The sequence below is a fragment of the Actinomadura geliboluensis genome (assembly GCF_043197915.1).
GTDB classification, from domain to species: domain Bacteria; phylum Actinomycetota; class Actinomycetes; order Streptosporangiales; family Streptosporangiaceae; genus Spirillospora; species Spirillospora geliboluensis.
In genome coordinates this window covers 60,719-73,241 of the sequence record NZ_JBICUA010000004.1, presented here as the reverse complement: position 1 = coordinate 73,241, position 12,523 = coordinate 60,719, and the positions used below count along the sequence as shown (strand labels likewise).

The following is a 12,523-nucleotide window of genomic DNA, read 5'->3' as shown; positions in this document are numbered from 1 at the left end:
GCCGCTCATGGCACCGACGGGTGCAGGGCCGCGTCCAGCCCGTCCAACCCGACGCCGGCGGCGGTGGCGACGCCGTCCGGGCCGTAGTGGGCGAAGCCGGGGTAGAGGCGGACGCCGAAGGCGGCGCCGAGCGGCGCGTCGAGGAACTCGGGCACCACATGGTCGGCGACGTCGGCGAGCTGGGCGGCCAGGTCGCTGACGGCCGCGTCGACGCCGACCACTGTGGCCAGCACCCGCCCGCCCGCGTCCCGGACGCGCCGGGCGTGCTCGGCGAAGCCCGGCACGCTGTCGTCGCAGCCGGGGCACTCCAGGGACAGGAAGGCGAGCAGCGCCGGACGGCCCGCCAGGTCGGCCGCCGTGACCGTTGTGCCGTCGGCGGCCGTCGCGGTGAAGGCCGGCATCCGGTCGCCGGGCGCGATGCCCAGCTCCGGCTCTCCGCCGCCGTGCCCGTGGTCGTGGTCGTGGTCGTGGTCGTGGCCGGGATGGCCGCCGTCCGGTGGGGCGGTCGCGTGGGCGCGCCAGCGGCGCACCGCCGCCACGGTGAGCAGGAGGTTCAGCGCGGTGAGCGCGGCGGCCAGGAGGAGCCCGGCGACGAGGTATTCCACGGATGTCCTTTCCGGCTCCGGCGACTCACCGGCCCCCGCCCCCGGCGGGGACCGGGGACCGGAAGAGCGCGGCGATGTCGTCGACGAAGACGGCCAATGTGGTGAGCAGGGCCGCCGCCACCACCGCCAGGGCGATCCCCGGCGGCTCGCCGGGAACGCCGCCGCCGCGGGTCAGCGCCACGGCCGAGCCCAGGCAGGCCGCCGCGAGCAGGACCGCGTTGCGGGCGATGTGCACACCGCCCATGGGCGTCTCGGAGGCGCCGAAGCAGGTGCACGCGACCTGCTGCCCGCGGACCACGACGAGGGTCGGGACGGCCGTCAGGCCGCAGCAGAACAGCGCGGCGGCGAGGAAGCCGGCGGTGACGGTGGCGGGGAGCGCCAGCAGCAGCGCGATGAGCAGTTCGGCGGCCGGGACGAGCACGGCGAGCGGGCGGCGCAGCCGCGCCGGGACGAAGCCGAACCCCTCCAGGGAGGCGGCGAAGGCGCCCGGCGCGCGGAGCTTGGCCACCGCCGCCAGCGTCATCACCGCCGCCAGGGCGAGGCGGCAGGCGAGCGAAACGAAAAGCACGGGGGCTCCTGGACGGGGCAGGGCGAGGGGAGAGCGGTGCCGGGGCGCGGCGTTCCTCGCCCGAGGGCCGCCGCGCCCCGGCGTCAGGCGGGTGTCACACCCGCCCGCGCGGCGTCAGCAGTTGTTCTTGTTGGTGCTCTCCCAGAGGCCGCAGTAGACCTTGCAGGCGCCGTTGGTCGAGCAGGTGCGGCCGAAGCAGACGCCGCCGATCGTCTTGAACTCCATCCAGGAGTCCGGCGGGCAGCCGGCGTCGGCGGTGGCGGTGGGGAGCATCCCCTCGATGGCGCGGGTGACGCGCCGGGTCACGCTCTGGAGCATGGTTCCTCCTTGTGGTGGGGGTGACTGATTCCGCGCACGGGCGGGTACCGCCGAGAAAAAGGGTGGATCGCGGCGGAGGGTGCCCGTGGGGCATTTGGTAGCGGCTTTTCCAGCGCGCTAAGAAGTGACCAGTTCGGTACGCAGAGCGGCGATGCCCGCGCCCGCCGAGGTCACCATTCCATCGGCTCCGTACCAGGCATAGGTCGGATAATTCTTGGCGCCGTACCGGCGCGACAGCTCGGCGTTCGCGTCCTCGGTGATCACGAGGTCCATCACCTCGTCCAGCGCCGCGGCCAGGTCGCTGCCGGCCGCGCCGTCCCCGTGGACGATCGCCAGCGAGACGCCCCCGCCGGCGCGCAGCCGCTCGGCGTGCCCGGCGAACAGCGGCACCGAGTCGACGCAGGCCTTGCAGGTCAGGGAGAAGAAGCCGACCAGGGTCTCGCGGCCGAGCAGGGTCCGCTCCGTCACCGGGGTGCCGTCCGCGGCGCGCGCGGAGAAGGCCGGGATGCGGTCGATCATCCGGACGCCGCCGGCGGCCCGCGCGGCGGGCGGCCCGGCCGCCTCCGCCAGTTCCCGCCACCGCCGCAGCATGATCAGCAGAATCGCCAGGTTGAGCACGCTGACGATACCGACCAGTACGAGCCCCACTGATGCGAATATCACGACAGGCGTCCTTTCCCATAACCTGGGTCACCGGTCGGCCGCGGCCACTCGCCCATGATCACCTAGGAATGATCATTAAGCAATACCCGATTTTCGGACCCGGCGCCGCGGCGGGGATAAACGCCCGCTGTGCCATCATCGTCGCAACGCGTTCGACGCCTGGCCGCGAGGCCCGGGCGGCCGATGGAGGGCTGACATGAACGACGCGATGCGCGCCAACACCGCCGCCTACGAGCAGACGATCCGCTCCTCCCTCGCGCTCGCCGCGACGCTCGGCGAGGACGACTGGGACCGTCCCACCGAATGCCCGGGCTGGACGGTCAAGGACCAGTTCGCCCACCTGGCGGGGGTGGAGCTGAGCATCCTCGGCGATCCCGGGCCCGAGGTCGAGCTGCCCGAGTTCGCGCACGTCCGCAACGACTTCGGGCGGGTCATGGAGGCCCAGGTGCACGCGCGGCGCCCGGTCCCGGGCCCGGCCGTGGCGGCGGAGCTGGCGGCCGCCCTCGACCGCCGGCTGGCCGAGCTCCCGTCCATCGACCCCGACCGCGTCGTCATGTGCCCGGACGGCAAGGAGGGCCCCTACTCGCGCTTCATGGAGTTCCGGGCCATGGACTGCTGGACGCACGAGCAGGACGTCCGCCGCGCGACCGGCCGCCCCGGCAATCTGGACGCCCCGGCGGCGCGCTGCTTCTGGGACCTGCTCAGCGCCGCGCTGCCGTTCCTGGTCGCCCGCCGCGCGAAGGCGGCGCCGGGCGAGTCCGTCGGGCTCGTGATCTCCGGCCCGCCCGACTTCGCGGTGGCCGTCGAGGTCGACGCGGACGGCCGCGCCGCCTGGACGTCCGGGGGCCCGCACACCGCCGAGCTGGCGATGGACTGGGAGAGCTACGTCCGGCTGGCCGCCGGGCGCTGCGGCCCCGGCGACGTCTCCGTGACCGTCTCGGGCGACCGCGACCTGGCCGCGCGGCTGCTGGCGGTCATGGCCGTCACGCCCTGACACGACACGTTCCGGCGTCCTTGACGACACCTGCCGGTCGTCCGATATCGGCCAGAACCACACTCGGTTTTCTGTCGGGATTCGGCTGATCTGCGCTGGTCAGCGTGCCATGATGCGGCGGTCGCGGTTGGAACGTTCCGGGGGAGCCCATGACCGAGGTCCACCACTTCTCCTACGGCCTGGTCACACCGGTGGCCGCCTACCTCATGTCCTTCGTCGGCTCGCTGCTCGGGCTGCTGTGCACGGCGCGGGCGCGGGCCACCGCCGGCCGGTCCCGGGCGTCCTGGCTCGGCCTCGCGGCGCTGGCCATCGGCGGCACGGGGATCTGGGTCATGCACTTCATCGCGATGCTCGGCTTCAGCATCCCGGACACCGAGATCCGCTACGACGTGCCGCTCACGCTGCTGAGCTGCGCCACCGCGATCGCGGTCGTCGCGGTCGGGCTGTTCATCGTCGGCTTCGCAGGAGAGGGCGCGCCGGTGGTCGTCACGGGCGGTGTGCTCACCGGCATCGGCGTGGCGAGCATGCACTACACCGGCATGACGGCGATGAAGATGGGCGGCGACATCGGCTACCAGCCCGGCCTCGTCGCGCTGTCGGTGGTGATCGCCCTCGTCGCGGCCACCGCGGCGCTGTGGTTCGCGCTCAAGGTGCGCGGCCTGCTGCCGACCGCCGGCGCCGCGCTGATCATGGGCGTCGCGGTGACCGGCATGCACTACGTCGGGATGGCCGCCATGCGCATCACGCTGCACGAGCACGCGCACGGCACGCCCCGGGGCGGCGTGGAGCCGACCGACTTCCTGCTGCCGCTCGTCGGCGGCGTCGGCGCGGTCGCGACGGTTCTGCTGATCATCATCGCGATGGCGCCCGGCGAGGACGAGATGCGCGTCGAGGCCCAGCTCCAGGAGCGGCTGGCGGCCCACCGGCAGCGCCCGCGGCCGAGCGCCCCGGCCGACCCCGCCGACCCCGGCAGCGCCGCGGACGCCGCCGAGCGGGGCCGCACCGCCGGCGAGTGGTTCGGCGGCGGCGCGCCCCCGCGCTGACGCGTCAGCGGTGGCGGACGGCGCCCGGGAAGTGCGAGGCGAGGAGGTCGGGGGACTCCTCGCGCCCGTCCAGGACCCGGTTGGTGCGGTCGACGGCGCGCCAGCCCCGGTCGGTGCGGCGCAGGCGCCAGTGGTTGGCGGTCGCGCGGCGCAGCACGAAGCCGTCCCTGTTGACGATCATGAGGGTGTAGCCGACGGCGGTGGCCTCGTCGCCGTCCACGGTGACGTGCGGCGGCCCGACGACGTGGGCGCAGCCGCCGGAGATCCAGCGCTGGTGGTTGCCGGACCGGACCATCGCCTCGATCTCGTCCGCGCCCCGCATGAGGATCTCGTCCACGTCGTAGACGCCGTCCTCCTCCCACAGGCCGGCGACCTCGGCGGCGCAGCCGCTGTCGACGAGCGGGCCGTAGGACAGGATCAGCCGGGTGATCTCCCGCTCGTCCTCCAGCGCGCGCAGGCGACCCTCCAGGGCGGCCGATCGGTCTTCAAGTGCCGCAAGGCGGTCCTCGACGGTCACGGCTTCTCCTCGAAGGTCAGCCCGTAGGCGCCGGACAGCTCGCGCAGCGCGGCGAGCTGCTCGCAGTAGTGCTCGGCGGACGAGGATTCGAACTTGACGCCCGCGATGGTCGCGCCCGCCTCGCGGAGCCGGGCCAGGGCGGTCCCGGCGGCCTCCGGGTCGCCCAGCGGGTCCAGCGGGCGGGACGGGGCGAGCACCACGTCGAACCCGGACGGGACGTCGGCGCCGGCGAGCATCTCGGCGAGCGTCTTCAGCGGCAGCCCGAACGGGACCCAGCCGTCGGCGGTCAGCGCGCGGCGCAGGGAGCGCCCCGACCGGCCGCCGATCCACAGCGGGAGCCGCTCCTGGACGGCGTGCGGCTCCACGACCAGGCCCTCGAAGTCGTAGTGCGGGCCGTGGTACTCGGGGACGCGCCGCCCCAGGGCGGCCCGGAGCGCGGCGAGGGCGTCATCGGCGCGGGCGCCGCGCCCGGCGAAGGGCGCGCCGAGCAGGTCGAACTCCTCCTCCAGGCTGCCGACGCCGAGCCCGAGCACGAGCCGGCCGCCGCTGACCCGGTCGAGCGTCCCGTACCGCTTGGCGATGGCGAGCGGGTGGTGGTAGCCGAGCACGAGGACCTGCGTGGCGAGCCGGATCCGGGACGTCCGGGCGGCGAGGTAGCCGAACGTGGCGAGCGGGTCCCAGTAGACGCCGCCGCGCTGCTCGGCCGCCTCGGCGGGGACGGCGACGTGCTCGCTGCAGGTGACGTGGTGGTAGCCGAGGCGGTCGGCCGCCTCCGCGATCCGGGCGATCTCCTCGATTCCCGCGTCCCGCTCCCATGCGGCGTTGCCGGGCGGCGGCTGCGCCACCACCGGCGTGACGATACCGACACGCATCGTTGCTCCCCTCCTCGGCAGGAAAACGTTCTATCACGGGGTTCGCGGCGCCCCGGGCGGCGGATCCCACTGCATGGACTTCGCTGACCTGGTCTTATGGGGGGTCTTCCCATGGCAACAAGCGGTTGCTACATTCCAGGTAACAAGAATTCATTTCAGTCATGTTCTGGGAGGTGCGATGACCGAGGCGATGATTCGCGGGGCAGCGACGCCGGAGGCCATGACGGCGGAGGGCCTCACGGGTCCGGAGCTGAGCGGCGCGCGGCGGGAGTCGCCGCCGTCGATGATCGAGCGGATGACGCTGATCCTGGACGCGTTCAACGGGCCCACCGCCCGGCTGACCCTGGAGGACGTCGCGCGCCGCACCCGGCTGCCGCGCTCGACCGCGCACCGCATCCTGGACCAGCTCGTCCGGCAGCGCTGGCTCGCGCACCACTCGTTCGGCTACGGCCTCGGCCAGCGCGCCCTCGGCCTCGGCGGGCAGGACGGCGGGCACGGCAAGATCCGCGAGGCGGCGGCGCCGCTGCTGCACGAGCTGCAGGTCACCACCGGGCTCGTCGCGCACCTGGCCGTCCTGGACGGCGCCGAGGTCTTCTACCTGGACAAGCTCGGCGGGCGCCTCGCCACCTCGGTGCCGTCGCGGGTCGGCGGGCGCGCCCCGGCGCACTGCACCGCGCTCGGCAAGGCGATGCTGGCCTGGCTGGAGCCCGAGCAGGTCGACGCGCTGCTCGGCCCGGAGATCACCCGGTTCACCAACCGGACGATCGGCGAGCTCGGCACGCTGCACCAGGAGCTGCACCGCATCCGGCAGCGCCGCGGGCTGGCGTTCGAGCGCGGCGAGTCGTTCCCCGGCATCGCCTGCGTCGCCGCCGCGATCCGCAGCGCCGAGGGCCCGGTCGCCGGCATCTCGCTGGTCGGCGACATCCGGACGCCGCTGGAGAACGTCGCCCCGCTGGTGGTCACCGCCGCCCGCGAGACCGCCCAGATCCTCTTCCCCGGCTCGGCGCCCGGCGCCGACCGCCCGCGCGGCCGGCGCGGGATCCGCCGCGCCGGCGAGGCGCCGACCTGGTCGCCGGAGACGATGAACCGGCTGCTCGCCGTGGACGGACGCGGCGACTGGATGTGAGCGGCCCCGGAGACGGCGCCCGGCGCCGCGGTGCCGGGGGCGGGGCTCAGCCCCAGCCCCACCGGTCGCCGAGGCCCCAGGGGTCCGGGGCGATCGGCGCGTCCGGCTCGCCGACGCCGAACCGGCTGCGGAAGAACACCATCGGCCGCCGCCACGCGCCGTCCCGGACGTCGTGCCGCTCCACCTGCAGCACCCGCCCGATCACCACCTCGTGGTCGCCGGCCTCGTGCACGTCGTGGACGACGGCGTGGACGGCCAGCAGGACGTCCGGCAGCGTGGGCGCGCCCCACGCGGACACGCCCCAGTCCAGCCCCTCGAACTTGGCGCCCCGGCTGGAGCCGAAGCGCTCGCACAGGTCGCGCTGCTCCTCGCCGAGCACGTTGACGCAGAAGTGCTCCGCCGCGCGGATCCGCGGCCAGGACCGGCCGCGCTTGTCCGCGCAGAACAGGATCAGCGGCGGTTCCAGGGACACCGACGCGAACGACTGGCAGGCGAACCCGACCGGTTCGCCGCCCTCGCAGGCCGTGATCACGGTGACCCCGGTCGCGAACTCCGCCATGGCCTTCCGGAACTCCGCCGGGTCCGGCGCGGCGGCGTCGGAGGGCGTGCGGCCGTTCTCTGCGGTCAGCGCTGGCTCGGCAGGCATCTGTTCCCCTCGGGGCTCGGTGGGCGGGACGGTCCCCGTCAGCGTCCCTCGTCGTCGACGTCCAGGTTCAACAACAACATGTCCGTGAACAATGCCCTATAAGCAGCAATGTCCGATAAGCAGGGTCGGAGCGGTGCCGTTCCCGGCGCCGGTCGAGGCCGACCGTAGGCATGCCCCGGACGGCCGGCGCGCACCGATCCCGATGAGTGGAAGCGCGCGCGGAGGCACCCTCGGACGGCCCCGCTGAGACCCGCGTCCCGCTGATCGGGATCCGCGGGGTGACCTTGCCCCGACCAGAATTACGTTCACGTCAAGCCACCGTCGAAGGACTGGGAGATCATGCCTGCGGAGCTGACCTACGAGTCGACGTTGCGCGAGCTCGCCACCGACCAGGGCGTCCTGCGCTACCACGAGGCCGGCGACGGCCCGCCGCTGCTGATGCTGCACGGGTCCGGTCCCGGCGTGACCGGCTGGCGCAACTTCCGCGGCAACCTCGCCCGGTTCGCCGAGCACTTCCGGTGCCTGGTCCTGGAGTTCCCCGGCTTCGGGGTCAGCGACCCGACCGACGAGCACCCGATGATGGCCGCCGGCGGTTCGGTGATCCGCTTCCTGGACGGCCTCGGCCTATCCCAGGTCGACGTGATCGGCAACTCCATGGGCGGCATCATCGGCGCCCAGGTGGCGCTGGAGCACCCCGACCGCGTCGGCCGCCTCGTCACGATCGGCGGCATCGGCCGGAACGTCTTCAGCCCGTCGCCGGGCGAGGGCATCAAGCTGCTGATGGAGTTCACCGACGAGCCGAGCCGCGAGCGCCTCGTCCGCTGGCTGCACTCGATGGTCTACAACCCGCGGATCGTCACCGAGGAGATGATCGAGGAGCGCTGGCGGCAGGCCACCGACCCCGAGACCCTCGCCGCCGCGCGCCGCATGTACGGGTCGAAGGCGATGGCCGCCCGCGCCAAGGCGATGGCCGCCTCCGACGAGCCGCCCTACTGGGCGATGCTCCACAAGCTCAAGGCCAAGACCCTCATCACGTGGGGCCGGGACGACCGGGTCAGCCCGGTCGACATGGCGCTCATCCCCATGCGGACGATCCCCGACGTCCAGGTGAACATCTTCCCGAACTGCGGGCACTGGGTGATGATCGAGCAGAAGGCCGCGTGGGAGAGCGCCGTCCTCGCCTTCCTGACCACCAAGGAGCAGGGATGAGCGACGGCGTGGAGTGGGACCACGAGTACGACCTCGTCATCGTCGGCAGCGGCGGCGGCGGGATGACCGCCGCGCTCACCGCGCACGACGTCGGCATGTCCGCGCTGATCGTCGAGAAGGGCAAGCGGTTCGGCGGCTCCACCGCCGTCTCCGGCGGCGGCATCTGGATCCCGAACAACCCGACGCTGAAGGCGCGCGGCCACGACGACAGCCGCGAGTCGATCCGCGCCTACCTGGACGAGCTCACGCAGGGCCGCGTCCCCGGGGAGCGCCTGGACGCCTTCATCGACAACGGCCCCGCCGCGATGGAGCTCATCGGCAAGAGCAAGTGGATGCAGTTCTTCTGGACGAAGGGCTACGCCGACTACCACCCCGAGTACGAGGGCGGCCGCCCGCTCGGCCGGTCCATCGAGGCCAAGCCGTTCGACACCCGCAAGCTCGGCGAGGACGAGAAGTACCAGCGGCCGAACAGCATGAAGGGCCCGCTCGGCCTGTGGATCACCGCGAAGGACTACCACGACCTCGCGATGGCCAAGCGCACCTGGGCCGGCCGGCGCGCGTCGCTGGTCGCGGCGTGGCGCGTCTCGTCCAACATGGTCCGCCGCCGGCACATGTCGACCGGCGGCCGGGCCCTCGCCGCCCGGCTCCGGATGGCGCTGAAGGACGCCGGGATCCCGCTCTGGCTGAAGACCACCATGACCGAGCTGGTCACCGACGACGACGGCCGCGTCACCGGGATCGTCGCGACCCGCGACGGTGCGACGGTCCGCATCCGCGGCCGCAAGGGCGTCCTGCTCGCGACGGGCGGGTTCGACCACAACCAGGAGATGCGCGACAAGTACCTCCCGAAGGGCGGCCAGGAGGACTTCGCGATGGGCGCCCGCGAGAACACCGGCGACGGCATCCGCGCCGGCGAGAGCGTCGGCGGCGCCCTGGACCTGATGGACGACGCCTGGTGGATGCCGGCCGTCCGGCACCCGGCCGGCGCCGTCATCCCGCTGCTGTCGGAGCGGTGCATCCCGCGGTCGGTGATCGTCGGCCAGGACGGCCGCCGGTTCACCAACGAGTCGGCCCCCTACGTCAACTTCGTGCACGACCAGCTCGAGGGCGGGCACGTCCCGTGCTGGTTCGTGATGGACGCCAAGGCCCGCGCCCGCTACCCGTTCGCGCAGGTCCTGCCGGGCGCGCCGATCCCGAAGGCGTTCTACGACAAGGGCATCGCGTTCAAGGCGGACTCGCTGGAGGAGCTCGCCGGGAAGATCGGCGTCCCGGCGGACGCGCTGGCCGACACCGTCCGGAAGTTCAACGGGTACGCCCGCGCGGGCAAGGACCCCGAGTTCGGCCGCGGCGACTCCGCCTACGACCGCTACTACGGCGACCCCAACCTGAAGAACCCGAACCTGGACGTCATCGAGGGCGGCCCCTACTACGGCTTCCGGATGGAGGTCGGCGACCTCGGCACCAAGGGCGGCCTCGTGTCGGACGAGCACGCCCGCGTCCTGCGCGAGGACGGCTCGGTCATCGAGGGCCTGTACGTGACGGGCAACTCGTCGGCGTCGGTGATGGGCAACGAGTACGCCGGCCCCGGCGCGACGATCGGCCCGTCCATCGTGTTCGGCTACATCGCGGCGCGGCACGCCGCCGGAAAGGCCCCGGAACGGTCATGACGGCTCTGAAGGCGCGGGTGGTGGAGGTCGTCCGCGAGACGGCCGACGCGCACTCGCTCGTCCTCGAACCCGCCGAGGGCGACCGGGACCGGTTCGCCTACCGCCCCGGGCAGTTCCTCACGGTCCGGGTCCCGGCCGAGGACGGCTGGGCGGCGCGCTGCTACTCGCTGTGCAGCTCGCCGCTCACCGACGACCGGCTGAAGGTCACGGTCAAGCGGGTCGCCGGCGGTCTCGGGTCCAACTGGATCTGCGACAACGTCACCGCCGGCGACGTGCTGGAGGTGCTGCGCCCGGCGGGGACGTTCACCCCGGCGTCGCTCGACGAGGACCTGCTGCTCGTCGCGGGCGGCAGCGGCATCACCCCGGTGATGTCGATCCTGAAGTCGTGCCTGGCCGGCGGGACCGGCAAGGTCGCGCTGCTGTACGCGAACCGGGACGAGAAGTCGGTGATCTTCGCGGCCGAGTTGCGGGAGCTGACCGAGCGGCACCCCGACCGGCTCACGGTCGTCCACCTGCTGGAGTCGGTGCAGGGGCTGCCGACCCCGGCCGTCCTGCGGTCGCTGGCCGCGCCCTACACCGGGCGGCAGGCGTTCGTGTGCGGGCCCGAGATCTTCATGGACCTCGTCACCGGCACGTTCACCGACCTCGGCGTCCGCGTCCACGTCGAGCGCTTCTTCTCGCTGGAGAACGACCCCTTCGAGGAGCCCGAGGACCCCCCGGAGGACACCGGGGACGCCGGCGAGGTCGAGGTCGAGATGGACGGGGAGACCCGCACCGTCCCCTGGGCGAAGTCGGAGCGCCTCCTCGACGCGCTGCTGCGCGCCGGCGTCGACGCCCCGTTCTCCTGCCGGGAGGGCAACTGCTCGGCCTGCGCCTGCATCCGGCTGGAGGGCGAGGTCACCCTGGACGCCAACACGGTCCTCGACGAGCAGGATCTCGCCGACGGCCTCATCCTCGCCTGTCAGGCGAGGCCGGTCACCGACCGGCTGAAGATCACCTACGACGGCTGAAACACATCACGGGAGACAGGCGATGGCGAACCGCGTGCTTGACACGATCATGGAGAGGGCGGAGCAGATCCGCGAGCTGGGGCCGGCCAACGAGGCCCTCGGCCGGCTGGACGACAAGGCCGCGTCGATCCTGCGGGAGGCCGGCGCGATCCGGCTGCTCCAGCCGAAGGAGTACGGCGGCCTGGAGGTCCACCCCCGCGAGTTCGCCGAGACGGTGATGGGGATCGCGTCCCTGGACGGCTCCACCGGCTGGATCGCCGGCATCGTCGGCGTCCACCCGTGGGAGATGGCCTACGCCGACCCGAAGGTGCGCGAGGAGATCTGGGGCGCCGACCCCGACACCTGGATCGCGTCCCCGTACGCGCCGATGGGCATCGCCCGCCCGGTCGACGGCGGCTACGTCTTCAACGGCCGCTGGCAGTTCTCCTCCGGCACCGACCACTGCGACTGGATCTTCCTCGGCGCGATGCTCGGCGACGACGAGGGCAAGATGGCGCAGCCGCCGCGGTCGCTGCACATGATCCTGCCCCGCTCCGACTACGAGATCGTCGAGGACTCGTGGGACGTCGCCGGGCTGAAGGGCACCGGCAGCAAGGACATCATCGTCAAGGACGCCTTCGTCCCGGCCTACCGGACGCTGGAGTACTCCAAGGTCGTCGACGGGTCCGCGCCGCGCGAGGCCGGGCTGACCAACCCGTCCTACCTGATGCCGTTCTCCTGCGTGTTCCCGCTCGGCATCACCTCCGCGGTGATCGGCATCGCCGAGGGCGCGCTGCACCACCACCTCGCCTACCAGCGCAACCGCGTCCAGATCACCGGCACCAAGATCAAGGACGACCCGTACGTGCTGTACGCGATCAGCGAGGCGGCCGAGGAGATCAAGGCGTCCCGGACCGCGCTGCTCGACAACTGCTCGCGGATGTACGACATGGTCGCCGCCGGGCACGTCCCGACGTTCGCCGAGCGCGCCGCCGGCCGCCGCACCCAGGTGCGGGCCGCGTGGCGGGCCTGCCAGGCGATGAACGAGATCGTCGTCCGCTCCGGCGGCAACGCGATGCGCAACGACAACCCGATCCAGCGCTTCTGGCGGGACGCGCACGTCGGCCTCGCCCACGCGATCCACGTGCCGGGCTCCGTCTACCACGTGAGCGCCCTGACGGACCTGGACATCGAGCCGCCCCAGGGCCCGATGCGCTCGATGATCTGACCGTCCTCCAGATCCCCCGCCCCCTAGACGGCGTGCCGTGGTCGGAGCGCCTTCACGACCACGGCACGCCTTCCAATC

The 12,523-nt window shown here is 73.0% G+C and carries 14 protein-coding genes; 7 read left to right on the top strand and 7 right to left on the bottom strand.

All coding sequences use genetic code 11. From position 1 onward, the window contains the following. Window positions 1-5: 5 nt before the first annotated feature. The 4 genes from ACGFI1_RS14615 to ACGFI1_RS14600 all read right to left on the bottom strand — a co-directional run bounded on the left by ACGFI1_RS14615 (window position 6) and on the right by ACGFI1_RS14600 (window position 2,139). On the bottom strand, window positions 6-605 hold the full coding sequence (locus tag ACGFI1_RS14615) for a peroxiredoxin family protein (protein WP_392785654.1): 600 nt from the start codon (window positions 603-605) through the stop codon (window positions 6-8). A 25-nt stretch (window positions 606-630) separates the two neighbouring features. Further along, complete coding sequence (locus ACGFI1_RS14610; RefSeq protein ID WP_392785653.1) at window positions 631-1,173, bottom strand: MauE/DoxX family redox-associated membrane protein; 543 nt, start codon at window positions 1,171-1,173, stop codon at window positions 631-633. Between the two features lie 114 nt (window positions 1,174-1,287). After that, a complete protein-coding gene (locus tag ACGFI1_RS14605) occupies window positions 1,288-1,491 on the bottom strand; it encodes a hypothetical protein (RefSeq protein ID WP_392736898.1) in 204 nt (67 codons plus the stop codon). 117 nt (window positions 1,492-1,608) lie between these two features. Further along, complete coding sequence (locus tag ACGFI1_RS14600; protein WP_392736900.1) at window positions 1,609-2,139, bottom strand: redoxin domain-containing protein; 531 nt, start codon at window positions 2,137-2,139, stop codon at window positions 1,609-1,611. Window positions 2,140-2,350: 211 nt separating this feature from the next. Between ACGFI1_RS14600 and ACGFI1_RS14595 the strand changes: the two genes are divergently transcribed. Both ACGFI1_RS14595 and ACGFI1_RS14590 read left to right on the top strand, forming a co-directional pair. Next, window positions 2,351-3,148, top strand: coding sequence for a maleylpyruvate isomerase family mycothiol-dependent enzyme (locus tag ACGFI1_RS14595; protein WP_392736902.1), 798 nt, complete (start codon window positions 2,351-2,353; stop codon window positions 3,146-3,148). 149 nt (window positions 3,149-3,297) lie between these two features. Then, complete coding sequence (locus ACGFI1_RS14590; RefSeq protein ID WP_392785651.1) at window positions 3,298-4,191, top strand: MHYT domain-containing protein; 894 nt, start codon at window positions 3,298-3,300, stop codon at window positions 4,189-4,191. A 4-nt stretch (window positions 4,192-4,195) separates the two neighbouring features. Here the strand turns inward: ACGFI1_RS14590 and ACGFI1_RS14585 are convergent, their stop codons facing one another. Together ACGFI1_RS14585 and ACGFI1_RS14580 are read right to left on the bottom strand one after the other, a co-directional pair. Next, entirely contained in the window at window positions 4,196-4,708 is a 513-nt protein-coding gene (locus tag ACGFI1_RS14585; protein WP_392785649.1) for a nuclear transport factor 2 family protein, read from the bottom strand. Next, entirely contained in the window at window positions 4,705-5,580 is an 876-nt protein-coding gene (locus tag ACGFI1_RS14580; RefSeq protein WP_392785648.1) for a TIGR03619 family F420-dependent LLM class oxidoreductase, read from the bottom strand. The genes ACGFI1_RS14585 and ACGFI1_RS14580 overlap by 4 nt, the downstream gene beginning before the upstream one ends. Before the next feature lie 178 nt (window positions 5,581-5,758). Here ACGFI1_RS14580 and ACGFI1_RS14575 point away from each other — a divergent pair, with 178 nt between their 5' ends. Further along, entirely contained in the window at window positions 5,759-6,706 is a 948-nt protein-coding gene (locus ACGFI1_RS14575; protein WP_386874258.1) for an IclR family transcriptional regulator, read from the top strand. A gap of 46 nt (window positions 6,707-6,752) precedes the next feature. Here ACGFI1_RS14575 and ACGFI1_RS14570 read toward each other — a convergent pair whose 3' ends face one another. Beyond that, a complete protein-coding gene (locus ACGFI1_RS14570) occupies window positions 6,753-7,352 on the bottom strand; it encodes a flavin reductase family protein (protein ID WP_138635284.1) in 600 nt (199 codons plus the stop codon). Between the two features lie 339 nt (window positions 7,353-7,691). Here ACGFI1_RS14570 and ACGFI1_RS14565 point away from each other — a divergent pair, with 339 nt between their 5' ends. Genes ACGFI1_RS14565 through ACGFI1_RS14550 form a run of 4 tightly spaced genes read left to right on the top strand, consistent with a single transcriptional unit; the run spans window position 7,692 to window position 12,445 of the window. Beyond that, on the top strand, window positions 7,692-8,561 hold the full coding sequence (locus ACGFI1_RS14565; protein ID WP_364544818.1) for an alpha/beta fold hydrolase: 870 nt from the start codon (window positions 7,692-7,694) through the stop codon (window positions 8,559-8,561). Continuing rightward, a complete protein-coding gene (locus tag ACGFI1_RS14560) occupies window positions 8,558-10,228 on the top strand; it encodes an FAD-binding protein (protein ID WP_392785646.1) in 1,671 nt (556 codons plus the stop codon). Before ACGFI1_RS14565 ends, ACGFI1_RS14560 begins: the two co-directional genes overlap by 4 nt. Further along, window positions 10,225-11,238 (top strand): ferredoxin--NADP reductase, encoded by a 1,014-nt coding sequence (locus tag ACGFI1_RS14555; RefSeq protein WP_138635287.1) that lies wholly within the window; start codon window positions 10,225-10,227, stop codon window positions 11,236-11,238. The genes ACGFI1_RS14560 and ACGFI1_RS14555 overlap by 4 nt, the downstream gene beginning before the upstream one ends. A gap of 34 nt (window positions 11,239-11,272) precedes the next feature. Then, complete coding sequence (locus tag ACGFI1_RS14550; protein WP_301174714.1) at window positions 11,273-12,445, top strand: acyl-CoA dehydrogenase family protein; 1,173 nt, start codon at window positions 11,273-11,275, stop codon at window positions 12,443-12,445. The last annotated feature ends 78 nt before the right edge of the window (window positions 12,446-12,523 follow it).

Coding starts and splice junctions, on each gene's coding strand:
- ACGFI1_RS14605 (WP_392736898.1), bottom strand. CDS start 1,491: ATGCTCCAGAGCGTGACCCGGCGCGTCACCCGCGCCATCGAGGGGATG.
- ACGFI1_RS14595 (WP_392736902.1), top strand. CDS start 2,351: ATGAACGACGCGATGCGCGCCAACACCGCCGCCTACGAGCAGACGATC.
- ACGFI1_RS14590 (WP_392785651.1), top strand. CDS start 3,298: ATGACCGAGGTCCACCACTTCTCCTACGGCCTGGTCACACCGGTGGCC.
- ACGFI1_RS14580 (WP_392785648.1), bottom strand. CDS start 5,580: ATGCGTGTCGGTATCGTCACGCCGGTGGTGGCGCAGCCGCCGCCCGGC.
- ACGFI1_RS14575 (WP_386874258.1), top strand. CDS start 5,759: ATGACCGAGGCGATGATTCGCGGGGCAGCGACGCCGGAGGCCATGACG.
- ACGFI1_RS14570 (WP_138635284.1), bottom strand. CDS start 7,352: ATGCCTGCCGAGCCAGCGCTGACCGCAGAGAACGGCCGCACGCCCTCC.
- ACGFI1_RS14565 (WP_364544818.1), top strand. CDS start 7,692: ATGCCTGCGGAGCTGACCTACGAGTCGACGTTGCGCGAGCTCGCCACC.
- ACGFI1_RS14560 (WP_392785646.1), top strand. CDS start 8,558: ATGAGCGACGGCGTGGAGTGGGACCACGAGTACGACCTCGTCATCGTC.
- ACGFI1_RS14555 (WP_138635287.1), top strand. CDS start 10,225: ATGACGGCTCTGAAGGCGCGGGTGGTGGAGGTCGTCCGCGAGACGGCC.